Annotated in this window: 20 protein-coding genes; 3 read left to right on the forward strand and 17 right to left on the reverse strand. The window is 70.7% G+C overall.

The window, feature by feature from the left end:
- Positions 1–175 precede the first annotated feature (175 nt).
- From ACW9TB_RS08265 to pyrR, 15 genes are all read right to left on the reverse strand, one after another.
- Complete coding sequence (locus ACW9TB_RS08265; protein WP_472747334.1) at positions 176–1,261, reverse strand: iron-siderophore ABC transporter substrate-binding protein; 1,086 nt, start codon at positions 1,259–1,261, stop codon at positions 176–178.
- Positions 1,262–2,573: 1,312 nt separating this feature from the next.
- Complete coding sequence (gene metK / locus ACW9TB_RS08270) at positions 2,574–3,761, reverse strand: methionine adenosyltransferase (RefSeq protein ID WP_472747335.1); 1,188 nt, start codon at positions 3,759–3,761, stop codon at positions 2,574–2,576.
- A gap of 225 nt (positions 3,762–3,986) precedes the next feature.
- Positions 3,987–4,382, reverse strand: a complete 396-nt coding sequence (locus tag ACW9TB_RS08275) for a hypothetical protein (protein ID WP_472747336.1) — start codon at positions 4,380–4,382, stop codon at positions 3,987–3,989.
- 52 nt (positions 4,383–4,434) lie between these two features.
- The gene (gene coaBC / locus ACW9TB_RS08280; protein ID WP_472747337.1) at positions 4,435–5,667 is read right to left on the reverse strand and encodes a bifunctional phosphopantothenoylcysteine decarboxylase/phosphopantothenate--cysteine ligase CoaBC; all 1,233 of its coding nucleotides are present in this window, start codon (positions 5,665–5,667) and stop codon (positions 4,435–4,437) included.
- Between the two features lie 9 nt (positions 5,668–5,676).
- Positions 5,677–5,940 (reverse strand): DNA-directed RNA polymerase subunit omega, encoded by a 264-nt coding sequence (gene rpoZ / locus ACW9TB_RS08285; protein WP_030909981.1) that lies wholly within the window; start codon positions 5,938–5,940, stop codon positions 5,677–5,679.
- Between the two features lie 12 nt (positions 5,941–5,952).
- Positions 5,953–6,525 (reverse strand): guanylate kinase, encoded by a 573-nt coding sequence (gene gmk / locus ACW9TB_RS08290; RefSeq protein WP_472747588.1) that lies wholly within the window; start codon positions 6,523–6,525, stop codon positions 5,953–5,955.
- A 194-nt stretch (positions 6,526–6,719) separates the two neighbouring features.
- Entirely contained in the window at positions 6,720–7,043 is a 324-nt protein-coding gene (mihF, locus tag ACW9TB_RS08295) for an integration host factor, actinobacterial type (protein WP_030909986.1), read from the reverse strand.
- Between the two features lie 675 nt (positions 7,044–7,718).
- Entirely contained in the window at positions 7,719–8,432 is a 714-nt protein-coding gene (gene pyrF, locus ACW9TB_RS08300; RefSeq protein ID WP_472747338.1) for an orotidine-5'-phosphate decarboxylase, read from the reverse strand.
- Positions 8,429–9,403 carry a dihydroorotate dehydrogenase gene (locus tag ACW9TB_RS08305; RefSeq protein WP_329092979.1) on the reverse strand — a complete coding sequence of 325 codons (975 nt, stop codon included), beginning with the start codon at positions 9,401–9,403 and terminating at the stop codon, positions 8,429–8,431. Before ACW9TB_RS08305 ends, pyrF begins: the two co-directional genes overlap by 4 nt.
- Positions 9,393–10,244, reverse strand: a complete 852-nt coding sequence (locus ACW9TB_RS08310; RefSeq protein ID WP_472747589.1) for a dihydroorotate dehydrogenase electron transfer subunit — start codon at positions 10,242–10,244, stop codon at positions 9,393–9,395. Before ACW9TB_RS08310 ends, ACW9TB_RS08305 begins: the two co-directional genes overlap by 11 nt.
- Positions 10,245–10,294: 50 nt before the next feature.
- Positions 10,295–13,591, reverse strand: coding sequence for a carbamoyl-phosphate synthase large subunit (gene carB / locus ACW9TB_RS08315; RefSeq protein ID WP_472747339.1), 3,297 nt, complete (start codon positions 13,589–13,591; stop codon positions 10,295–10,297).
- Complete coding sequence (carA, locus tag ACW9TB_RS08320) at positions 13,584–14,777, reverse strand: glutamine-hydrolyzing carbamoyl-phosphate synthase small subunit (RefSeq protein WP_472747340.1); 1,194 nt, start codon at positions 14,775–14,777, stop codon at positions 13,584–13,586. Before carA ends, carB begins: the two co-directional genes overlap by 8 nt.
- Positions 14,778–14,955: 178 nt before the next feature.
- Positions 14,956–16,275 carry a dihydroorotase gene (locus tag ACW9TB_RS08325; RefSeq protein ID WP_472747341.1) on the reverse strand — a complete coding sequence of 440 codons (1,320 nt, stop codon included), beginning with the start codon at positions 16,273–16,275 and terminating at the stop codon, positions 14,956–14,958.
- Positions 16,275–17,204 carry an aspartate carbamoyltransferase catalytic subunit gene (locus ACW9TB_RS08330; RefSeq protein ID WP_472747342.1) on the reverse strand — a complete coding sequence of 310 codons (930 nt, stop codon included), beginning with the start codon at positions 17,202–17,204 and terminating at the stop codon, positions 16,275–16,277. Before ACW9TB_RS08330 ends, ACW9TB_RS08325 begins: the two co-directional genes overlap by 1 nt.
- Complete coding sequence (gene pyrR, locus ACW9TB_RS08335; RefSeq protein WP_472747343.1) at positions 17,201–17,782, reverse strand: bifunctional pyr operon transcriptional regulator/uracil phosphoribosyltransferase PyrR; 582 nt, start codon at positions 17,780–17,782, stop codon at positions 17,201–17,203. The genes ACW9TB_RS08330 and pyrR overlap by 4 nt, the downstream gene beginning before the upstream one ends.
- A gap of 285 nt (positions 17,783–18,067) precedes the next feature.
- Between pyrR and ACW9TB_RS08340 the strand changes: the two genes are divergently transcribed.
- The 3 genes from ACW9TB_RS08340 to ACW9TB_RS08350 all read left to right on the forward strand — a co-directional run bounded on the left by ACW9TB_RS08340 (position 18,068) and on the right by ACW9TB_RS08350 (position 21,682).
- Entirely contained in the window at positions 18,068–19,312 is a 1,245-nt protein-coding gene (locus ACW9TB_RS08340) for an arginine deiminase (protein WP_472747344.1), read from the forward strand.
- Positions 19,313–19,840: 528 nt separating this feature from the next.
- Positions 19,841–20,335, forward strand: a complete 495-nt coding sequence (gene bldD, locus ACW9TB_RS08345; RefSeq protein ID WP_329424589.1) for a transcriptional regulator BldD — start codon at positions 19,841–19,843, stop codon at positions 20,333–20,335.
- 216 nt (positions 20,336–20,551) lie between these two features.
- Positions 20,552–21,682 carry a PP2C family protein-serine/threonine phosphatase gene (locus ACW9TB_RS08350; RefSeq protein ID WP_472747345.1) on the forward strand — a complete coding sequence of 377 codons (1,131 nt, stop codon included), beginning with the start codon at positions 20,552–20,554 and terminating at the stop codon, positions 21,680–21,682.
- Between the two features lie 219 nt (positions 21,683–21,901).
- Here the strand turns inward: ACW9TB_RS08350 and ACW9TB_RS08355 are convergent, their stop codons facing one another.
- Both ACW9TB_RS08355 and ACW9TB_RS08360 read right to left on the reverse strand, forming a co-directional pair.
- Positions 21,902–22,351: an SAV_6107 family HEPN domain-containing protein gene (locus tag ACW9TB_RS08355; protein WP_472747346.1), complete on the reverse strand. Its 450-nt coding sequence runs from the start codon at positions 22,349–22,351 to the stop codon at positions 21,902–21,904.
- Positions 22,352–22,925: 574 nt separating this feature from the next.
- On the reverse strand, positions 22,926–23,720 hold the full coding sequence (locus ACW9TB_RS08360) for a L,D-transpeptidase family protein (protein ID WP_472747347.1): 795 nt from the start codon (positions 23,718–23,720) through the stop codon (positions 22,926–22,928).
- Between the last annotated feature and the right edge of the window lie 81 nt (positions 23,721–23,801).

The following is a 23,801-nucleotide window of genomic DNA, read 5'->3' on the forward strand; positions in this document are numbered from 1 at the left end:
ACCGGACCGCTCGGTACGCCGTTCTGTACGCCTGTTGTCGGACTCTGTACGCCTGTTGGCGGACCGCTCGGTGCGCCGTTTGGTACGCCTGTCGCCGGACCGTTCAGAGCACCGCTCGGTACGCCGGTCGCCGGACCGGTCGAGGTGCCGTCCGGGGTGCCGTTTGAGGTACCGGTCACTGGGCCGGCTTGACCTCGGTCGCCGGGTCCCCGTCCACGGCGGCGGCGAGCTGCGGGACCAGCCTGTCGAGCAGGTACGGCAGGCTGAGCACCGAGATGAAGGCGGCGGCGTTCCCGTAGGGGGTGCCCTCGGCGATGATGACCTCGCGCCCCTCCTTGACCGCCCCGAGGTCGGCGTACACCTTGTCGGCGTGGAGCTTGGCCCGGTCGGCCTCGGCGTCGGCGACGGCGACGGACCAGACGATCACGTCGGTGTCGAGCAGGTCCAGGCGCTCGCGGCTGATGCTGGCGCCGAACTTGTCGCCGATCACCTTGTCCAGGTCGGCGGGGAGGGTGAAGCCGAGCGAGGTGAGCAGGCGGGAGCGGGGGTCCTCGGAGCCGAAGACGAAGTAGCCCTCGTACGGGGTGGCCATCAGCCCGCTCGCCCCCTTGAACTCGGGGTGCGCCTTCAGGTCGGCGGCGAGGCGGGCGTCGACCTCCGCCACGAGCCGGTCGGCCTCCTCCGCCCTGCCGACCGCCTGGCCCGCCTTGCGGGTCAGCTCCTGCCAGGGAATCCCGTAGTCGGAGTACTCCTTGGGCTGCGCCACGGTGGGGGCGATCTTCGACAGGGTGTCGTACTGCTCCTGGGTCAGCCCCGAGTACAGCGCCAGGATCAGGTCGGGCCGGAGCGCGGCGATCTTCTCGAACTGCGGCCCGCCACCGGTGTCCTTGAGCACCTCCGGCACCGCCGCGCTGCCCAGTTCCTCCTGGGCCCACGGCCCCACGGCGCCGGGGTAGCCGCCGAACCACTCGGTGGTGGCGACCGGGACGACGCCGAGGGCCAGCAGGGCGTCCTGGTCGGTCAGCCCCACCGTGACAACCCGCGTCGGCGCCGCCTTGATCGTGGTGCTGGCGTACTTGTGCGCGATGGTGACGGGAAAGGCCGACGCGGCCTGCTGACCGCTCTGCCCGGCGGCCTGCTCGGTGCCCGCCGGTTCGGCCGAGGTCGTGGCCGGGCCGGATCCGCACCCCGCCGCCGTGGAGACCAGCAGCGCGATCGACACGAGGGCGCCGACAAGACGCGGGGGCAGTGCGCGGGCCATTGCAGTCCTTTTTGTGGTGGAAGCTGATGTTTTCAGCCTCAGGCACCGCTTAGGTTTGCCTAACCTAAATAAGTTGTCAAGTCAGAGGCACGGCCCTGACCAGCGAAGATCAGCAAACAGGGCCCGTCTCCCCCACGGCGTCCGTCGCCGGGCGGTGCGCCAACCCCTTCCCGCGCTCGACGAGAGGCGGCGATCCCGCTATCCACTCTCACTCTCGGACGACCCCCAACCGGCGCACGTGATCTCCAACGGCCCCCAAACCGACCATCGCGACGACTTCGAGCCCTCCAAAAAAAGACCGGGAAAACCCCGCGCCGCATCCACCGCACCCCGGGACGATCGAACTCCTGTTCCTATAATCACCCTTCAACGGGAGACCTCCCGCATTCGGAAAACAGGTCATCTCCGGATGACCACCCGGGAATCAATCCACCGACACGAACGGATACAAGGCTCTCCGTGCACATCGGCCGACATCACCCAGATCCAGTGACGTCTGACAATCAAGCGATTTCCCGGAAGAGCACCCGAACGCGCCAGACCACGACGAACAGCGAGCACAACCGCTGGCCCAGGCCCCGGAGGCGCTTGCCGCCCCCCACGACCAAAGCCGTCCGCGAGTTTTCCGTACGGAACGAACAAGCCCGGCGAAGCTGTTTCGCGAGGCTATTCAAGGGGCCTCACCGATCGCGGTAACGGCCACCGGATTCTCTCGCCTCCTAATCAGCGCGGCCGTGTATTCGAGATTTTTGAAAAGCTCGCGATTCCGGTGTCCGGTTCCAGCGGCCGCCCGGCACGGAAGGCACGGCCCACCACGGTCAAAGTGCTCGTGACGAGAAACGCACGGGCCTTCGAGGAGTTTTCCGGCCCGATCGCGACCGGGTTCGTCGCGGGGAGCAGGGCTAGGCGCAGGCCGGGACCGAGGAGTCGACACAGGTGAGCAGCGGGGTCAGCGACCCTCCGCCCAGAGGTCGCCGAGGACCGGACCGGCGCCCTCGGTGGCCGCGAGCGCACGCTCCCGATCGGCTTCCGTCACAAGAGGTCCGTCACAAGCTTCCGTCACAAGTCACAAGCTTCCGTCACAAGAGGAACGGGAGAAGAAAAAGCCCCTCGGCGAGCACACCGAACCTCCGCGCCCGAGCGCGAAGCTCCGCGCGGACGTCCAGCACCTCGTCGGACACACCGTGCACAAGGATCTCCCCCGCGGTCGTGACGGAACCCTCCCGCATCCCGCCGGGCGGGATAGGGCCGGAAACGCGTACGGCCCCCGCGAGAGAACTCACGGGGGCCGTACGCGGAACGCGGTGCGAGGTCAGAGACCGGCGGCGCTGCGCAGGGCGGCGGCGCGGTCGGTGGACTCCCAGGAGAAGCCCTCCCGGCCGAAGTGGCCGTACGCGGAGGTGCCCGAGTAGATCGGGCGGAGCAGGTCGAGGTCGCGGATGATCGCGGCCGGGCGCAGGTCGAAGACCTCGAGCACGGCCTGCTGGATCTTCTCGACGTCGGTCTTCTCGGTGCCGAAGGTCTCGACGAACACGCCGACCGGGTGAGCCTTGCCGATGGCGTAGGCGACCTGGACCTCGGCGCGGTCGGCCAGACCGGCGGCCACGATGTTCTTCGCGACCCAGCGCATGGCGTAGGCGGCAGAGCGGTCGACCTTGGACGGGTCCTTGCCGGAGAAGGCGCCGCCGCCGTGGCGGGACATGCCGCCGTAGGTGTCAACGATGATCTTGCGGCCGGTCAGACCGGCGTCGCCCATGGGGCCGCCGATCTCGAAGCGGCCGGTCGGGTTGACCAGGAGGCGGTAACCCTCGGTGGCGATCTCCAGACCGGCCAGGACCGGGTCGACCACGTGCTCCTTGATGTCGGGAGCGAGCATCTCCTTGAGGTCGATCTCGGCCGCGTGCTGGGTGGAGACCACCACGGTGTCGAGCCGGACGGGCGTGTCGCCCTCGTACTCGACGGTGACCTGGGTCTTGCCGTCGGGACGCAGGTAGGGGACCGTGCCGTCCTTGCGGACCTGCGACAGGCGCTCGGCGAGGCGGTGCGCCAGCTGGATCGGCAGCGGCATCAGCTCGGGGGTCTCGCGGCAGGCGTAGCCGAACATCAGGCCCTGGTCACCGGCGCCCTGGCGGTCGAACTCGTCGCCGGCCTCGCCCTCGCGGTTCTCGTAGGCGTCGTCGACGCCCTGGGCGATGTCGGGCGACTGCGCGCCGATGGACACCGACACGCCACAGGAGGCGCCGTCGAAGCCCTTGTGCGAGGCGTCGTAGCCGATCTCAAGGATCTTCTCCCGGATGAGACCGGGAATGTCGACGTAGGTCTCCGTCGTCACCTCTCCGGCGACGTGGACCTGACCGGTGGTGATCAGCGTCTCGACCGCGACACGGCTCTTGGGATCACCCTTGAGCATGGCGTCGAGAATCGCGTCACTGATCTGGTCGGCGATCTTGTCCGGGTGGCCCTCTGTGACCGACTCGGAGGTGAAAAGGCGACGGGACAAGTCAGTGGCTCCTCATGCAGCGGCTGCTGGCGTCTGGGGGCTCTGGCGTCGGCGGACACCAGTAGCGCTCCGGCGAATTCTAGCCCCACCCGATGTGGAGCCGCGAAACCGTCTCAGATCATGTCACTCTAAAGTCTCGGATCGTGTACGGGAAAGGGCCCCGTCTCCCGGCGGTCCGGACCCGGAAACCCCGCCGGGCGGGACACGGGAGGGAACCACACCACATCACAGATCGGGCAGCGGGTCGGGGGGTAGCGTCTCCGGGGCGAAGATCTCGGCGTCGGCGGCGGCGACCACCGCGGCGTACTCCTCGTCGATCTCGAACACCATCCCGCCGAGCTCGATGGCCGCGCCCGCGGAGAACTCCAGCGGGCCGAGCCGGGTGTGCCGGGAGTGGGTGGCGTACACCGAGGTCGGCGCGTCGCGGTCGAAGAACTTGGTGGACATCACGCAGATGGTGCGGTCGGTGACCACGATGAGGAAGGTCGCCATTCCCGGGGTTCCCACCGACAGCGCGGGCAGGACGTAGTGGATCTCCTCACCCGGGGGGAGCAACGCCCGGCATCGAGCCCTGACGGCGGCGGCGACCGGCATGATCGAAACCCCTCCCAGTCGCGACATCGCAGGTCATCTCGGAGGCAGTATCCGCCGGGAGGTGGTCGACGGCAAGGGGTCAGGCCAGGCGCGCGGCGACAAGATCCCAGACCGTGTCGGCGAGGGCCTCCTTGGGACCGCGCGGGATGTCGACCGGTTCCCCTCCGGCCACAAGGACCACGGCCGCGTTGTCGGGCGTACCGAACGCGAGGCCGTCGCCGACCTGGTTGACGACGAGCAGATCGCAGCCCTTGCGGGCGAGCTTGGCCCGCCCGTTGGCGAGGACGTCGTCGGTCTCGGCCGCGAATCCCGCGATCACCCGTGGGTACGGCTTGAGACCCTCGCGGCGCCGCTCACCCAGCTCAGCCAGAATGTCGGGATTTTTCACGAGATGGATGGCGTCAGGCTCGTCGGCGGTCTTCTTGATCTTCGATTCGCTCCGCGCCGAGGGCCGGAAGTCGGCGACGGCGGCGGCCATGACCACGGCGTCGGCGCCCTCCACCGCGTCGAGCACGGCGGCGCGCAGCTCCAGGGCCGACTCGACCCGGACGACCCTGGCCCCCGCCGGGTCGGGCAGGCCGACGTTGGCGGCCACCAGGGTGACCTCGGCCCCCCGCGCGACGGCCGTACGGGCCAGCGCGTAGCCCTGCAGGCCCGAGGAGCGGTTGCCGATGAAGCGGACCGGGTCGATGGCCTCGCGGGTGCCCCCGGCGGAGATCACCAGGCGGCGACCGGCCAGGTCGGCCGGGCGCCCGGCGATGACCCGGCGGCAGACCTCGAAGATCTCCTTCGGGTCCGGCAGCCGGCCGGGGCCGGTGTCGGCGCCGGTCAGGCGGCCCACGGCGGGGTCCACGACGATCGAGCCGCGCTCGCGGAGGGTGGCCACGTTGGCGCGGGTCGCGGGGTGCTCCCACATCTCGGTGTGCATCGCCGGGGCGAACACCACCGGGCAGCGCGCGGTGAGCAGGGTGTTGGTCAGCAGGTCGCCCGCCAGCCCGTGGGCGGCCTTGGCGAGCACGTCGGCGGTGGCCGGTGCGACGACCACCAGGTCGGCGCCCTGCCCGATGCGGACGTGCGGCACCTCGTGCACGGACTCCCAGACGTCGGTCGTGACCGGGTTGCCGGACAGCGCCGCCCAGGTCGGCTCGCCGACGAAGCGGAGCGCCTCCCTGGTCGGGACCACGCGCACGTCGTGGCCCGACTCGGTGAACAGGCGCAGCAGCTCGCACGCCTTGTAGGCGGCGATGCCCGCGCTCACACCGAGGACGACCCGGGGCCTGCCGGGAGACCCGCCCTCTCCGGGGGTCGGCATCGAGGTGGGTCAGCCCTCGATCGGCTCGGAGGTCAGCAGGCCCTCGCTGACCTCGCGCAGCGCGATGGACAGCGGCTTCTCCTGCGCGTGGGTCTCGACGAGCGGGCCGACGTACTCGAGCAGGCCCTCGCCGAGCTGGGAGTAGTAGGCGTTGATCTGACGCGCCCGCTTGGAGCCGAAGATCACGAGACTGTACTTGCTGTCGACGATGTCGAGCAGGGCGTCGATCGACGGGTTGGTGATGCCTTCGGAGTAGGCGGCGCTGGTTGCCACGTGTGATTTCCCCTAGCTAGGTGAACGTCCGAGGCGCGAATCCTCGGGAGCATCAGCCAATAAGGCTATCAGCCGATGGCATACGCCCTGGACGGACGTGTTGACGAGTGTCAGGTCGAACTCCTGCTCGGCCGCCATCTCGATCCGGCCGGCCGCCAGGCGGCGGGCGATGACGTCCTCGGGCTCGGTGCCCCGGCCGCGCAGGCGCTTCTCCAGCTCTCCCCAGGTCGGGGGGGCGAGGAAGACCAGCAGGGCCTCGGGCATGGTCGCGCGGACCTGCCTGGCGCCCTGGAGGTCGATCTCCAGCAGCGTGGGCACCCCGGCGTCGAGCTTCTCGATCACGGGGCCGCGCGGGGTCCCGTACCGGTTTCCGGCGAACTCGGCCCATTCCAGCAGTTCGCCGGAGGCGGCGAGGCGGTCGAACTCCTCGTCGTCGGCGAAGAAGTACTCAACGCCGTGGGTCTCCCCCGGACGGGGCTTCCTGGTGGTCACCGAGACCGACAGCCACACCTCCGGGTGTGCCCGCCGAAGCTCGGCGACGACCGTGGACTTGCCGACGCCCGACGGCCCGGACAGGACCGTCAGGCGCTTACCGGCCGGGAGTCCGGGGAAGGCTCGCGCCCCCTCCGGGCCTCCGGCCGGGGATGTGGAGCGACCGGCCCCGCCCTCGGCGGTTGCCTCCGGAGTCCGACTCTCGTCGGACCACGACGTTCCGGTCACTCCAAACCCCCCGTGATGCTGTCCCCCATGCGGGGCGAGCGTGGTCGTATGAACCGAGATTAGCTCTCGGCCCCGCCGAACTCACGCTCGAGCGAAGCTCGCTGGTTCGTACCCAGGCCCCGCACGCGGCGGGACTCTGCGATTCCAAGCCGCTCCATGAGCTGCTTGGCGCGGACCTTGCCCACGCCGGGAAGCGACTCAAGAAGGGCCGAAACCTTCATCTTGCCGATGACGTCGTCGGCCTGCCCGTCTTTGAGCACCTCAGCCAGAGAGACCGCACCGTGCTTCAGGCGGTTCTTCACCTCGGCACGCTCTCGGCGGGCCTTGGCAGCCTTCTCTAGGGCTGCGGCGCGCTGCTCAGGGGTAAGGGGAGGAAGAGCCACGCCGGGTCACCTCGAATTTCCTGTCGATGTACTCGGACGGGAAGGGAAACTAGCTGGTCATGGCGCTTCAAGCAACGTCAAGGCCACTTTATCCCCCTAGAAAATCTACTTCGTGACTTTGCGTGTCCGCCGCGTCGCCGTGCGTCGACGAAACTGCTCTCAACGCCGAGTTTTCAGGGGTTGTCCCACCCGCGACGCCCGGCGGTTTCCCGCGTCCCCTCACACGCGGAACCGGGTCGTTTCCGGCGTTATCCCACCCGCGACGCCCGGCGGCCTCCCGCCCCCGCCACACGCGGCGCGCGACGGGTTCCCGGGTCCGGACGGCACCCCGCGCCCGGCCGTTCCGGGCCACACGCCGCCCCCGGCCGCTTCGAACACACCGGGAACCACACCGCGGGCACGCCGAAAACACACCGCGAGCCCGCCACGAGCACACCGCGCGGGACCGTTTCAAGCACGCCGCGCCCGGCGGCTTCCGGCACACACCGCGCGTCCGGGCGCACGCCGCACACACTCGTCTCGGGCGGGCGCAACACACACCCGTCTCGGACGTACGCCTCGCGCGGACGTTTCGGGCATACGCCGCACACGCCCGTTTCGAACGTACGCCACCGCGCGGTCCCCGGACGGTTTCCCCGGCCGCACGCCCGGCGTCCGGCGTGAGACCGGGCCGCGTCAGGCGCGGTGCCCCGTGGCGGCGGAGACGCGCCGGAGGGCGGCGGCGATGCCCGCGGCCGTCGCGCCGGGGTCGGCGGAGCCGGTGATCGGGCGGCCGATCACGAGCAGGTCGGCCCCGTCGGCCAGCGCCTGCTCGGGAGTCGCTACTCTTGCCTGGTCCTGACTCGCGGCGCCGGCGGGGCGGACGCCGGGGGTGATGAGGGTGATGCCGGGCCCGACCTCCGCGCGCACCGCGGCGACCTCGCGCGGCGAGCAGACGAGGGCCTGGGCGCCCGCGGCGACGGCCAGCGCCGACAGGCGGCGTACGGCGTCCTCCGAGGGGCCGTTGACGCCCAGCTGGTCCAGGTCGGCCTCCGTGAGCGAGGTGAGCAACGTCACCGCCGCGATCTGGGTGTTGGGCATGGCCTCCACGGCCGCCCGGATCATCGCGGGGCCGCCGGTGGCGTGGACGGTCAGGATGGCGGGCTTGAGCCGGGCCACGGCCCTGGCGGCGCCCGCGACGGTGTTGGGGATGTCGTGGAGCTTCAGGTCGAGGAAGACCCGCACCCCGCTCGCCCCGCGGACGGAGGCGATCACGTCGGGGCCGTAGCGGAGATAGAGTTCCAGCCCGACCTTGACGGTGGTGACGTGCGGGGTCACCAGGCTCGCCCAGTGGGCCGCGGTCTCAAGGTCGGGCGCGTCCAGGGCGACGGCGATGGGTGCGGGCGTCACAGGGAACTCTCCTCAAGATCTATCCGATGCCGGGTGGACGCCCCCGGCGGGCGGTGGGCCAGCCCGACCGCGTCGGCCAGCCGGTGGAACCCCCGGGCCGCCAGGAGCTCCTCCAGCTCGCGGAGGATGCGCAGGCAGGCGTAGGGGTCGTGGAACAGCGCCGTCCCCACGGCGACGACGCAGGCCCCGGCGAGGATGAGCTCGAAGGCGTCCCTGCCGGTCAGCACGCCGCCCATGCCGATGATGGGCACGCTGGGCAGGGCCGCGTGGACCTGCCACACGCAGCGTACGGCCAGCGGCCGGATGGCCGGTCCCGACAGGCCGCCGGTGACCGCCGCGAGGGCGGGCCGCATGGCCTCGGTGTCGATGCTCATGCCGAGCGGGTTGTTGATCATCGAGAGCGCGTCGGCGCCGCCGTCCACGCACGCGCGGGCGACGCTCACGATGTCCACGACGTCCGGGGAGAGCTTGGCCACCACGGGCACGTCGTAGCGCATGACCGAGCGCACCGAGGCGATCACCTCGGCGGAGGCGGCGCCGTCGCGGGCGAAGACCCGGCCGCGGTCCTCGATGTTGGGGCAGGACAGGTTGACCTCCACGGCGGTGACGCCGGGCGCGTCGGTGAGCCTGCGGGCCAGCGCGGTGTACTCGGCCACGGTGCCGCCGCCGATGGACACCACGGTCCTGACGCCCCGCTGGGACAGCCAGGGCAGCTCGCGCTCCAGGAAGGCGTCCACGCCCGGCCCCTGGAGCCCGACGGCGTTGAGCATGCCCGAGGGCGTCTCGGCCATCCTGGGGGTCGGGCGGCCCGCCCTGGGGGCCATCGTGATCGACCGGGTGGTCAGCGCGCCGATCCTGGCCAGGTCGAAGAACTGGGCGAGCTCGGAGCCCGACGCCGCGCATCCGGCGGCCGTGGTGACGGGGTTGACCAGCTCCACGTGCCCCAGGTACGTCCGCATGTCAACCGGCATTCCGCGTTCCCCCACCGGGTGCTCCCAGCGCGTCGAACGGGATCGTGCCGACGTCGTCGAAGCGGACGCGCTCGCCCCTGAAGACCGGTCCTTCGACGCACGAGCGCACCATCCGGGTTACACCGTCGTCCCCGATGACGGGCAGCACGCACGTCATGCACACGCCGATCCCGCACGCCATCCCCTCCTCGACGGCCACCTGGACGGGGATGTCGAACTCGACCGCCACCGCGGTGACGCCGCGCAGCGTCGGCATCGGGCCGCAGGCGTAGACGGCGTCGGCCCGTACGTCGGCGATCACCCCGGGCAGCACGTCGGTCACCCGGCCGCGCATGCCCAGGGAGCCGTCCTCGGTGGTCAGCGTGGTGGTCTCCCCCATCCTCCTGGCGCGCAGGGCGCCGAACACCCGGTCGGCGGAGACCGCGCCGAGGACGAAGTCGACGCGGCAGCCGCGTCCCTGGAGGGCGTCGGCCACGGTGAACAGCGTCGCCGAGCCGTGCTCGGCGCCGACCAGGACGCAGGTCACCGGGTCTCTGGGCAGCGGAAACGGGCGGCCGAGCGGGCCCACCAGGTCGAGGGTGTCGCGGGCGCGGCGCTCGGCCAGCCACGCCGTGCCGGGGCCTCGTACGGAGAAGACGAACTCGACCGTGCCCCCGTAGTCGGGCTTGACGTCGTGGACGAAGAAGGCGCGGCGCGTCAGCATCGACGTCTGCGCCCCGCCGACGGCCACCCCGACGAAGTGGCCGGGCCGGAAGCGCTCGGCGATGCCGGGCGCCACCACGGTCAGCGCATGGTAGGCGTCGACGCGGCGCGTCGTCAGCACCGTGCCGGTCACCTGCACCGGAGTAACAGGCGTCTCCCTCACCTCCGCTCGGGCACCGGCCCCGCTCCTCAGCCGCTCCGCAGACGCTTCGCGTGCTCCTGGAGGGACCGTACGCCGATGTCGCCGCGGACGATCGCCTGGATGCCCTGTACGGCCGCGGCGAGCCCCTGGACGGTGGTGATGCAGGGGATGGCGCGCAGCACCGCGGCGGTGCGGATCTCGTAGCCGTCCAGGCGCGGCCCGGACTGGCCGGGGCTGCCGAAGGGGGTGTTGACGATGAGGTCCACCTCCCCGTCCAGGATGCGCCGGACGATGGTCTGCTCGCCCTCGGGGCCGGTCCCCTCGCTGTGCTTGCGCACGATCTTGGCATGGACACCGTTGCGGCGCAGTACTTCGGCGGTGCCCTCGGTGGCGAGGATCTCGAAGCCGAGGTCGGCGAGGGCCTTGACCGGGAAGATCATCGCGCGTTTGTCGCGGTTGGCCACCGAGACGAACGCCCGCCCCTTGGTGGGCAGCGAGCCGTAGGCGGCGGCCTGCGACTTGGCGTAGGCGGTGCCGAAGAACTCGTCGATGCCCATGACCTCGCCGGTGGAGCGCATCTCGGGGCTGAGCACGATGTCCACGCCGCGGAAGCGGTTGAACGGCAGCACGGCCTCCTTCACCGCGATGGGCGCGTCCAGCGGCATGGTGCCGCCGTCGCCGGTCGCGGGCAGCAGGCCCTCGGCACGCAGCTGCGCCACCGTGGCGCCCATCATCACCCTGGCCGCCGCCTTGGCCAGCGGCACCGCCGTGGCCTTGGAGACGAACGGGACCGTACGGCTGGCGCGGGGGTTGGCCTCCAGCACGTACAGGATGTTGGCGGACAGGGCGTACTGCACGTTGAGCAGGCCGCGCACGCCCACTCCCCTGGCGATGGCCTCGGTGGCGGCGCGGATGCGCTTGATGTCGTGGCCGCCCAGCGTCATCGGCGGCAGCGAGCACGCCGAGTCGCCGGAGTGGATGCCGGCCTCCTCGATGTGCTCCATCACGCCGCCGAGGTAGAGCTCCTCGCCGTCGAACAGGGCGTCGACGTCGATCTCCACGGCCTCGTCGAGGAACTTGTCCACCAGCACCGGGTGGTCGCTGGCCGCGCCCGCCTTGGCCATGTAGGAGACCAGGGTGTCGTCGTCGTAGACGATGGCCATTCCGGCGCCGCCCAGCACGTAGGAGGGCCGCACCAGCACCGGGTAGCCGATCTCCGCGGCGATGGCCAGCGCCTCGGCCTCCGTCACCGCGACGCCGTGCTTGGGCGCGGGCAGGCCCGCCTCGGCGAGGACCCCGCCGAACGCGCCGCGCTCCTCGGCGAGGTGGATCGACTCGGGCGAGGTGCCGACGATGGGGACTCCGGCGTCCTTGAGCGACTGGGCCAGGCCGAGCGGGGTCTGGCCGCCGAGCTGGACGATGACGCCCACCACGGGGCCGGTCTGCTGCTCGGCGTGGACGACCTCCAGCACGTCCTCCAGGGTGAGCGGCTCGAAGTAGAGGCGGTCGGAGGTGTCGTAGTCGGTGGAGACCGTCTCGGGGTTGCAGTTGACCATGACGGTCTCGTACCCGGCCGCCGACAGCTCGAAGGAGGCGTGCACGCACGCGTAGTCGAACTCGATGCCCTGGCCGATCCTGTTGGGCCCCGAGCCGAGGATGAGGACCTTGGGACGCTCCCCGTAGGGGACCTCGGTCTCCTCGTCGTAGGTGGAGTACAGGTAGGGCGTCTGGGCGGCGAACTCGGCGGCGCAGGTGTCGACGGTGTTGTAGACCGGGCGGACGCCGAGCGCGTGGCGCAGGTCGCGCACCCGCGGCTCGGTCATGCCGCGCAGCTCGGCGATCTGCGCGTCGCTGAAGCCGTACCGCTTGACCCGGGTCAGCACCCCGGCGGTCAGCTGGGGCGCCTCGCGCAGCTCGGCGGCGACCTCGTCGATCGCGATGAGCTGGTCGAGGAACCAGGGGTCGACGGAGGTGGCCTCCGACAGCTCCCCGATCGTGGCCCCGGCGCGGATGGCCTGCTGCATGGTGAACAGGCGCCCGTCGTGCGGGACGCGGCAGGCGGCCAGGAGCTCGTCCCTGTCGCCCGGCTCCCCGGCCCAGGTGAAGGAGGCGCCCTTCTTCTCCAGCGAGCGCAGCGCCTTCTGCAGGGCCTCGGGGAAGGACCGGCCGATCGCCATGGCCTCGCCCACCGACTTCATGTGGGTGGTCAGGGTCCGGTCGGCCCCGGCGAACTTCTCGAACGCGAACCTCGGCACCTTGACCACGACGTAGTCGAGCGAGGGCTCGAACGACGCCGGGGTCTCCTTCGTGATGTCGTTGGGGATCTCGTCCAGGGTGTAGCCGATGGCCAGCTTGGCGGCGATCTTCGCGATCGGGAAGCCGGTGGCCTTGGACGCGAGCGCCGAGGAGCGCGAGACGCGGGGGTTCATCTCGATGACGACCATGCGGCCGGTGCGCGGGTCGACGGCGAACTGGATGTTGCAGCCGCCGGTGTCGACGCCGACCTCGCGGATGACCGCGATGGCCACGTCGCGCATGTTCTGGTACTCGCGGTCGGTCAGCGTCAGCGCGGGGGCCACGGTGACGCTGTCGCCGGTGTGCACGCCCATCGGGTCGATGTTCTCGATCGAGCAGACGATCACCACGTTGTCGGCCCGGTCGCGCATGACCTCCAGCTCGTACTCCTTCCAGCCGAGGATGGACTCCTCCAGGAGCACCTCGGTGGTCGGCGAGGCGTCGAGGCCCGCCCCGGCGATGCGGCGCAGCCCCTCCTCGTCGTGCGCGAAGCCCGAGCCGACCCCGCCCATGGTGAAGGAGGGCCGCACCACCAGCGGGTAGCCCAGCTCGCCCGCGGCGGCCACGCACTCGTCCATGGTGTGGCAGACGAACGAGCGCGCCGACTCGGCGTTGAGGCCGCGCTCGGCGGCGACCTTGGCCACGATGCCCTTGAACAGCTCGCGGTTCTCGCCCGCCTGGATGGCGTCGACGTCGGCGCCGATCAGCTCGACCTCGTAGCGTTCCAGGACCCCGGCCTCGTACAGGGAGATCGCGGTGTTCAGCGCGGTCTGGCCGCCCAGGGTGGGCAGCAGCGCGTCGGGCCGCTCCTTGGCGATGATCTTCTCGACGATGTCGGGGGTGATGGGCTCGACGTAGGTGGCGTCGGCGAACTCGGGGTCGGTCATGATCGTCGCCGGGTTGCTGTTGACGAGGATCACGCGGAAGCCCTCGGCGCGCAGCACGCGGCAGGCCTGGGTGCCCGAATAGTCGAACTCGCAGGCCTGGCCGATCACGATCGGCCCTGAGCCGATCACCATGATCGACTGGATGTCCGTGCGCTTAGGCACCCTTGCTCCCCTTCGTACTCGTACTCGTACTCGCGCCCGCGGTCGCGCCCGTGTTAGCGCTCACCCCGCTGACCGTTCCCCGCTCGCCCGCCATCAACGCGCAGAAGTCGTCGAAGAGACCGGCCGAGTCGTGCGGGCCGGCGGCGGCCTCGGGGTGGTACTGGACGCTGAACGCCGGGCGCTCCAGCAGCCGCAGCCCCTCGACGCAGTCGTCGTTGAGGTTGACGTGGCTGACCTCCGCCGGTCCGTACGGCGTGTCGAACACGCCCTCCAGCGGCGCCCGTACCGCGAAGCCGTGGTTGTGCGCGGAGATCTCCACCTTGCCGGTGCCCCGGTGCTGCACCGGCTGGTTGACGCCCCGGTGGCCGTAGCGCAGCTTGTAGGTGCCCAGCCCCAGCGCCCGGCCGAAGAGCTGGTTGCCGAAGCAGATGCCGAAGAACGGCACGCCCGCGTCGAGGACGCCGCGAAGCGCCCCGACCGGGCCGTCGGCGGTGGCGGGGTCGCCGGGGCCGTTGGAGAAGAACACCCCGTCGGGACCGAGCGCGAGGATCTCCTCGGCGGTGACGGAGGCGGGCAGCACGTGCACCTCGCAGCCGCGCTCGGCCATCCGGTGCGGCGTCATCGCCTTGATGCCGAGATCGACGGCGGCCACGGTGAACCGCTTGGGGCCGATCGCGGGCACGACGTACGGCTTCGGGGTGGAGACCTCACCGGCCAGGTCGGCGCCCTCCATCGCGGGGCTGCCCAGCACCCGCTCCAGCAGCTCCTCGACCGGCGCCAGGGCCTTGCCGGAGAAGACCCCGGCCCGCATCGCGCCCCGCTCCCGCAGGTGGCGGGTGAGGGCGCGGGTGCCGGTGATGGCGATGCCGACGACGCCCTGCTCCTTGAGGTAGTCGTCCAGGGAACGGTTGGAGCGCCAGCTGGAGGCCGTCCGGGCGGGCTCGCGGACCACGTATCCGGCCACCCACACCCGCGACGACTCCGGATCCTCGTCGTTGACCCCGGTGTTCCCGATGTGGGGCGCGGTCATCGCGACGATCTGGCGGTGGTACGACGGGTCGGTCAGCGTCTCCTGGTAGCCGGTCATCCCGGTGTTGAAGACCATCTCGCCGAAGGTCTCGCCCTCGGCGCCGTAGGGGGTCCCGTGGAAGACGCGTCCGTCTTCCAGCACTAGCACTGCGGTCACTCACACACCCCGATCATCTCGGTTACAGCTCCGCAAAGTATGAAATATCCGGCACGTTGGGTCGCCGTCCCGCCGCCGGACGGGACGCCCCCGCGTCCCGGGGAGGGAAAGGAGAAGGTATCCGACGCGGCACCCGCGGCGGTCGGCCGGGCGGGGCGGGCGCGTCGGAGGAGAGCCGTCACGTGAGCTTTCCGTCCAGGACGGTCGGCCTGCCGCGCAGGAAGGTCGCCACGACGCGGCCGGGCAGGCTCAGGCCCTCGTAGGGCGTGTTACGGCTCTTGGAAGCGTAGCCCGCCGGGTCGACCTCGGCACGCACCGACGGGTCGTAGAGAGTGATGTTGGCCGGGGCACCGGCCTCGATCGGCCGCCCCTGCCCCTGGAGCCTGCCGATCCTGGCCGGGGCGAGGGACATGCGCTCGGCGACCCCGGCCCAGTCGAGCAGGCCCGTGTCGACCATCGCCTCCTGGACCACGGCCAGCGCCGTCTCCAGGCCGATCATGCCCATGGCCGCGGCGGCCCACTCGGTCTCCTTGTCCTCGACCGGGTGCGGGGCGTGGTCGGTGGCCACGCAGTCGATCGTGCCGTCGGCCAGGGCCCCGCGCAGCGCCTCGACGTCCGCGCGGGTGCGCAGCGGCGGGTTCACCTTGTAGATCGGGTTGTAGGAGCCGACCGGGGAGTCCTCGACCAGGTCGTCGGTGAGGAGCAGGTGGTGCGGGGTCACCTCGGCGGTGACGTCCCAGCCCTTGGACTTGGCCCAGCGGATGATCTCCACGGAACCGGCCGTGGAGACGTGGCAGATGTGCAGGCGCGAGCCGACGTGGGCGGCCAGCAGGCAGTCGCGGGCGATGATCGCCTCCTCGGCGACCGCGGGCCATCCGGTCAGGCCCAGCCGCCCCGAGACCGCGCCCTCGTTCATCTGCGCGCCCTCGGTCAGGCGCGGCTCCTGGGCGTGCTGGGCGACGACGCCGTCGAACGCCTTGACGTACTCCAGGGCTCGGCGCATGAGCACCGCGTCGGAGACGCACTTGCCGTCGTCGGAGAAGACCCGGACCCGCGCGGTGGAGTCGGCCATCGCGCCGAGCTCGGCCAGGCGCTCGCCGCCCAGCCCGACGGTGACGGCGCCGACGGGGTGCACGTCGCAGTGGCCCGCCTCCTGGCCCAGCCGCCAGACCTGCTCGACGACACCGGCCGTGTCGGCGACCGGCTCGGTGTTGGCCATGGCGTGCACGGCGGTGTAGCCGCCGAGGGCGGCGGCGCGGGTGCCGGTGGCGACGGTCTCGGCGTCCTCGCGGCCCGGCTCGCGCAGGTGGGTGTGCAGGTCGACCAGGCCGGGCAGGGCGATCAGCCCCTCGGCCTCGACGACCTCGCCGCCGGTCAGGCCCCGGCCGATCTCCACCAGGAGGCCGTCGCGGATCAGGATGTCGGCCGGCTCGCCGCCGAGGATCCTGGCGCCCCTGATGACGATGCCGTCACACGTGGTCCCGATGCGGTCGTTCATCAGATCTTTCCCCCGAGGTCGGCGCCGCCAAGCAGCAGGTACAGGACGGCCATGCGTGCGGTCACACCGTTGGCGACCTGCTCGACGATCGTCGAGCGCGGCGAGTCGGCCACCTCGGCCGCGATCTCCATGCCCCGGTTCATCGGGCCGGGGTGCATCACGATGGCGTGGTCGGGCATCTTGGCGACGCGGTCGCGGTCGAGCCCGTAGCGGCGGCTGTACTCCCGCTCGGTGGGGAAGAACGCCGCGTTCATGCGCTCGCGCTGCACCCGCAGCATCATCACCACGTCGGACTTGGGCAGCACCGCGTCGAGGTCGTACGAGACCTCGCACGGCCAGGAGTCGACCTGGACCGGGAAGAGGGTCGGCGGGGCGACCAGGGTCACCTCGGCGCCGAGCGTGGCCAGCAGCAGCACGTTGGAGCGGGCCACCCGGCTGTGCAGCACGTCGCCGACGATGGTGATCTTCCTGCCGTCCAGCGGGCCCAGGCGGCGGCGCATGGTGAAGGCGTCGAGCAGGGCCTGGGTGGGGTGCTCGTGGGTGCCGTCGCCGGCGTTGACGACGCTGCCGCGCACCCAGCCGGCCAGCCGGTGCGGCGCGCCCGAGGCGCCGTGGCGGATGACGACGGCGTCGGCGCCCATCGCCTCCAGGGTGAGCGCGGTGTCCTTGAGCGACTCGCCCTTGGAGACGCTGGAGCCCTTGGCGGAGAAGTTGATGACGTCGGCCGACAGGCGCTTGGCCGCGGCCTCGAAGGAGATCCTGGTCCGGGTGGAGTCCTCGAAGAAGAGGTTCACCACCGTACGGCCCCGCAGGGTGGGGAGCTTCTTGATGGAACGTTCCGAGATCTTCGCCAGCTCGTCGGCGGTGTCCAGGATGAGCAGGGCGTCGTCGCGGGTCAGGTCGGCCGCGGAGATCAGGTGGCGCTTCACCGGTCGTCCTCCTTCAGCAGCAGGACCGCGTCGGTGCCGTCGTTCTCCTCCAGGTAGACCTTGACGCTCTCGGACTTGGAGGTCGGCAGGTTCTTGCCCACGTAGTCGGGGCGGATGGGCAGCTCGCGGTGGCCCCGGTCGACCAGGGCGGCGAGCTGCACGGCCTGCGGGCGGCCCAGGTCGTTGAGGGCGTCGAGGGCGGCGCGGACGGTGCGGCCCGAGTAGAGGACGTCGTCGACGAGGACGACCACCCTGCCGTCGATGCCGTCGGCGGGCAGCTCGGTGCGGCCCAGCGCGCGGGCGGGACGCAGCCGGAGGTCGTCGCGGTACATCGTGACGTCGAGGGAGCCCACGGGGACCGAACGGCCCTCGAACTGCTTGATGTGGGCGGCCAGGCGGCGGGCCAGGTGGACACCGCGGGTGGGGATGCCCAGGAGGACGACGTTCTCGCCGCCCTTGGTCCGCTCAAGGATCTCGTGGGAGATGCGGACGAGGGCCCGGTTGATGTCGGGCTGTTCGAGGACGGCGCGGGCGCCGCCCTGCGCATGCGGTAGCGCACGCGAAATGGCCTCTGCCAAGGAGGAACACCACCTTTCCCGCCTCACGGGACGGGTCTTAAAGGGAGTCGACGGCTTCAAGGTACCAGCCGGGTCACGGTTCGTCCGAACAGGGGTCCGCTTCGCGAACACCGAAGATCCGCCCACGACAATCTTCTCAAAAGTGAATAAATATCACGATCTTCGCTGACTTCCCCTTGGTCTTCCGGGTATGCGCTTTACATCCGCACCACGCCGAAGCACGACGACCACACCCCGGGCGCAGCCGTCCCGACGGGCTCGTCAACCAGCCGCGAAGGAAGAGCAATGGCCTTTCACGTCGACTCCGAGGTCGGCCGGCTCCATCAGGTCCTGCTGCACAGGCCGGAACTCGCCCTGAAACGGCTCACGCCGTCGAACAAGGACGACTTCCTCTTCGACGACGTGCTGTGGGTGCAGCGCGCCGTGGAGGAGCACGAGGAGTGGCAGAAGCTCCTGGTCGACCAGGGCGTCACCGTCTACATGCTCTCCGACCTGCTCCGCGAGACGGTCGAGATCCCCGAGGCGCGCAAGCACATCCTGGACGGCGTCGCCGACGAGCGTTATTTCGGGCCGATGGCCGTCGACGCCATCCGCAACGCGCTCGACTCGATGGACTCCGTCACGCTCCAGCGCTATCTCACCGGGGGCATCACCAAGCGCGAGCTGGTGGACATGGGCACCGATCCCAAGAGCCTCGCCTTCCACACCCTCAGGCCGGACGACTTCGTCCTGCCCCCGCTGCCCAACCACCTGTTCACCCGCGACACCTCCTGCTGGATCTACGACGGCGTCTCGATCAACGCGATGAAGAAGAAGGCCCGCCGCCGCGAGACCGTCAACATGGAGGCGATCTACCGCTACCACCCGGCCTTCGCGCCCGGCTACGACCGGCCGGACGAGGACGGCTACAACGTCTGGATGCCCGGCATCCCCGCGGCGCCCGCCACCATCGAGGGCGGTGACGTGCTCGTCATCGGCCGGGGCGCGGTGCTGGTGGGGATCAGCGAGCGCACCCAGCCCCAGGCGGTCGAGATGCTCGCGCGCAGCCTGTTCAGGCGGGGGTCGGCGACGAGGATCGTCGCGCTGGACATGCCGAAGGCGCGGGCCTTCATGCACCTGGACACGGTGATGACGAACGTGGACGTCGGCGTCTTCACCAAGTTCGCGGGGCTGGGCATGCTGCCCTCATACACCGTCGAGCCCGGCGACAACGAGAAGGAACTCAAGATCACCGACCATCCCCCCGAGGACATGCACCGGGCCATCGCGCGGGCGATCGGACTGGACGACATCAAGGTCCTCAGCGCGACGCAGGACGTGTACGCCTCGGAGCGGGAGCAGTGGGACGACGGCTGCAACGTGCTGGCCCTGCGGCCCGGCGTGGTGGTCGCCTACGAGCGCAACACCACCACCAACAACCACCTGCGCGAGAACGGGATCGAGGTCATCACGATCCGGGGCAGCGAGCTCGGCCGGGGCCGGGGCGGCCCGCGCTGCATGAGCTGCCCGCTCGAACGCGACGGCGTCTGATGCCCTCCCCGGAAACCCGGTGCCCGGTCCGGCGCGGGACCCGCGTCTCGTACGGAGGCTCCCCCGCCGCCGGGACGGGGTCACCGCGCGGGCACGCCGCCGAACCCCGCCTCCGCCCGTACGGGACCGTCGCGCCGGGTATTCCCCGCCGACGTGTCGTTCAAGATCATACGCTCGCCGCCGTGCCCGGTTGACAACGTTGCCCCGAATCCCGCAGAAGAGGCGGAAATCTAGCGAAAGTCCCGGAAAAACCGGAGGTTTCGCGACGTCGGGTAGGACAAGTGCGGCGTTTGAGGCGGACCCCATCGGATCGGATTCGACATCTTTTTTCCAATCAGCTTGACCTTAGGCGCCCACCGCTTTACCGTCACTGTCCGTAACCACACCTCGTGGCGTTATCGGGTGAACCCTGACGCACCGGTCACCGAAGGTGCCTACCCCGGGCGCCAACCCGGTGAACTGGGCATAAGTTGCGAGGTAGCACAATCAAGTTGAGAGCACTACATAACAGAGCCGGGGGGCCACACCATGCCGTCTGAGTACGCCAAGTCGCTGGGTGCACGACTCCGCGCCATTCGCACCCAGCAGGGCCTGTCCCTGCACGGAGTCGAAGAGAAGTCCCGTGGGCGCTGGAAGGCGGTCGTCGTCGGCTCCTACGAGCGTGGCGACCGTGCCGTCACCGTGCAGAAGCTTGCCGAGCTGGCCGATTTCTACGGGGTGCCGGTCTCGGAGTTGCTGCCGGGAGGGGCCGCGCCGAGCCCTCTTGGCCCGACACCGAAGCTTGTGATCGACCTTGAGCGTCTTGCCCAGCTCCCCAAGGAGAAGGCGGGCGCGCTCGCCCGTTACGCGGCCACCATCCAGAGCCAGCGTGGCGACTACAACGGCAAGGTGCTGTCCATCCGCCAGGAGGACCTGCGCTCCCTCGCCGTGATATACGACAAGTCCCCCAGCGAGCTCACCGAGGAGCTCATCAGCTGGGGAGTCCTGGACCCGGAGGCTCGCCGAGCCGTCGAGTCCTTCTGACGACCCCTGACCGGTCGTGGGTGCGCCGGAACCGGCGTGCCCACCCCGCAGAGAATCTTGCTCTCAGCAGAACGTGCCCTTCGTCCCGCCCCGGGCTGCAGCCGTTGTGGTAGGAAAAGGCAAACATGCGTTTAGCGAGATGTGGTGGACATGGCTCCGGGAGATGATCGGCTTGATCACTCTCGACCGAGCCCGAAAAGCCGTCTCCGCGCCGTCATGGCGTCGCTGGGGTCGACCAGGACGCGCGCCTTCCTGCGGCTGCTGACCTCGATCGGCACCACCAAGACCCAGGACACCCTGAAGCTCCTGCCGTTCGTCGTGATGGCCGTGGTGGCCCTGATCGACTTCGGCTCGGGCCCCACGTCCGGCCTCCTGCCGCTGCTCGCCCTCGGCCCGGCCTTCGCCAGCGTGGCGTGCGGCCTGGCCCGCACCACGGTGGTCGGCGTCGTCGCCCTGGTGCTGTGCTTCGCGCTCGGCGTCTACAACGACATCCTCTGGATGCCCCGCACCGACATCACCCTCATCGCCATCCTCGGCGTCACCGTGGCCAGCGTGCTCGCCAGCGCCGGGCGGCTGCGCCACGAACACCAGCTCGCCGACGTGCGCTCGGTGGCCGAGGCCGCCCAGCGGGTGCTGCTGCGCCCGGTGCCCCGCCGCGCGGGACCGGGCATCGGCGTGGCCGTCTCGTACACCTCCGCCACGGCCGAGGCCAGGATCGGCGGCGACCTGTACGAGGTCGTCACCACCCCGCACGGGGTCCGGATCATCGTGGGAGACGTCCAGGGCAAGGGCCTGGAGGCCGTGGAGACGGCCGCGGTCGTGCTCGGGGCCTTTCGTGAGGCGGCCCACGACGAGAGGACGCTCCAGGGCGTCGTGGCGCGCCTGGAGAACGCCCTGACCCGGGAGCTGTCCGGCGAGCAGTTCGTGACCGCCGTGCTGGCCGAGATCAGCGGCGGCTCCACCATCACCGTCATCAACTGCGGCCACCCGGCGCCCATGGTGCTCGGCGCCGACGGCGGGATCTGGTTCGCCGACCCGCCGGACGAGGCGCTCCCGCTGGGTATGAGCGCCCTCAAGGCCAGCGAGCCGCGGCCGCACCACATCCCGTTCGAGCCGGGCGACCAGGTCCTCTTCTACACCGACGGGGTCATCGAGGCGCGTGACGGGTCGGGCGAGTTCTATCCGCTGCTGGAGCGGGCGCACCTGCTGGAGGGCGACGACCCCCAGGGCTCGCTGGACGCCCTGCGCGCCGACCTGCTCGACCACGTGGGCAGGCCGCTGGGCGACGACGCGGCCATGCTCCTGCTACGCCACCGCGCCGCCCGCCAGAGCTCCACGGCGGCGTGACGACCGGCGGCACGGGAACAGGCGGCGCGAGGAACGACGGCACGCACGACAACCGGCGGCGCGAGAAACAGCGGCCCGAGGAACGGCGACGTGACGACCGGTGGCGTGAAAACGTCCCCGTACGCCCTGTGCCTGTCGGCGGGACCGACGGACACGAGGACGTACGGGGACGGCGCCGGTGAGCTAGGGCGGCGACCCCCGGTGGGAGGCGCTCCGGCTCTAACCGGCTAGCGGGATCTGGCCGGGGAGCATGGGCTGGCTCGGCACGCCGAGCAGCTTCTCCACGGTGGTGACGAAACGCTCCGCCTCGGAGACGAGCTCCTCGGCGTCTCGCGAGGACACCGTGCGGGTCAGGCCCGCCTCGGCGGCGGCCCGCTTGGCCGCGCTCGTCTCGAAGTAGGGGGCCCACTCGGCCAGGCGAGGCTCGGCCTCGGGCAGCATCTCCCAGGCGCTGCGCAGCCTGCGCCTCCTGCGGCCCTCCATGGGACGGGGACGGGCCGCCAGGACGGCAGCGGCCGCCCTGAGCGCGGCGAGGTGGGCCGCGACGTAGCGCGCGGCGGAGGTCCGGGCGGCGGCGGCCTCTTCGAGGCAGTCGCGCGCGTCTGTGAGGTGCGCCCGCACCGTAGGGGACAACCGGGGCCCACCGGAATCGCTGAGCCGAGGGGTCATAGCGCTTCAGCCTCCTTGGTCGCGAGCGGCTCCGGCGTTTTCGCCGGTGGTGTCACACTCGCAGACCCCACCGACAAATCCACCGGACGGCCGGACGAGGAGCTTCCCCTCTCCCCGTCCGTCCTGAACTGGCCCGATCGTCTCCGCCGACGACGTGGACCCGATCGGCCACCCTTCGGACACGAGCCGCGAGCCCCGTGTCATCACATCGAACATAAATTCGATCACTAATACTGTCAAGTAAAACGACGAACAAAAGTTCGATCTTCGGGCGTCTGGAGCACATGAGGGGCCCGAGAGGATCGGTGCGTGCGGACCGCGAGGGGTTCGGGAGGTCGGTGCGTCAGGACCGTGAAGAGTCCGGAAAGTCGGTACGTGCAGGCCGCGAGGGGCTAGGGAAATCCGACGCGTCAGAGTCGTGAAGGATCCGGAAAGTCGGTACGTGCGGGCCGCGCGAGGCCGGAGAGGTCGGTGTGTGCGGGCACGCGAAGGGCCCCGGGAGATCACTGTCTCCCGGGGCCCCTGTCCACGACCGGCGGGGTCACCCCGCCGGATCGCCCGCTGCTCCGCCGTCCTACCGGACGAACCTGCCCCGGACGTGCACCGGCACCCCGGTGCCGAGCAGGCCGGGAAGGACCTCCGCCACATGCATCGGCAGCCGTACGCAACCGTGGGAGGCGGGCGCCAGCGGCACCGACAGCGCGCCGTGGAAGGCGATGCCCCCGTTGAAGAAGATCGGGTTGTAGAGCTGGCCCAGGTACGACTTGTGCCAGCCGTCCCTGCGCCAGGTGGTCTTGTAGTCGCCCGTCGGTGTGCGGGCGTCGCCGCAGAACCGCTGGGCCTTGCCCTCCCAGGTCGCCGTCTCGCAGTAGGCGATCCCGCTGCCCGAGGAGGTGTGGCTGATCAGTTTCACCGCGCCGTTGACGTAGAGGACCATCACCTGCTTGGCGAGGTTGACCTCCACCCGGGTCGGCTTCCCGTTGGGAACGAGCACCTTCGGCGCCAGCGGAGCCTCCAGGGCGTCCCAGGTGCCGCGTGCCACGGTGCTGGTCGGCGAGACGCCGTTCACCTTCTGGAAGGCCCAGACCGCCGCCAGGGTCGACCCGCCGTAGCGGCCGTCGACCTTGCCGGGGGCGTAGCCGAGTTCGGCCAGCCGGGTCTGGAGCACCTTCACCGTGGCGCCCTTCGCTCCGAGCTTGAGCGTCCTGCCGGGCGCGACGAAGGGGGACGCGCCCGTCGCACCCGCCGTCACGGCCGCGACGGCCGGTGAGGCCACGGCTCCGGCGGGAAGGGCGACGCCCACGGAAGAGAGGAGCACGGCTCCCGCCGTCATCAGCGCGGCCACTCCCAGCCGCTGTCCAACCCCCACTTTCAATCAACTCCTCATATCACTATGGATCGGGTCAAGGGACCATAGCGCACGGTTTCCCGGCACAGGCGGCCGGTTATA

The organism is Streptosporangium sp. H13245 (genome assembly GCF_055690525.1).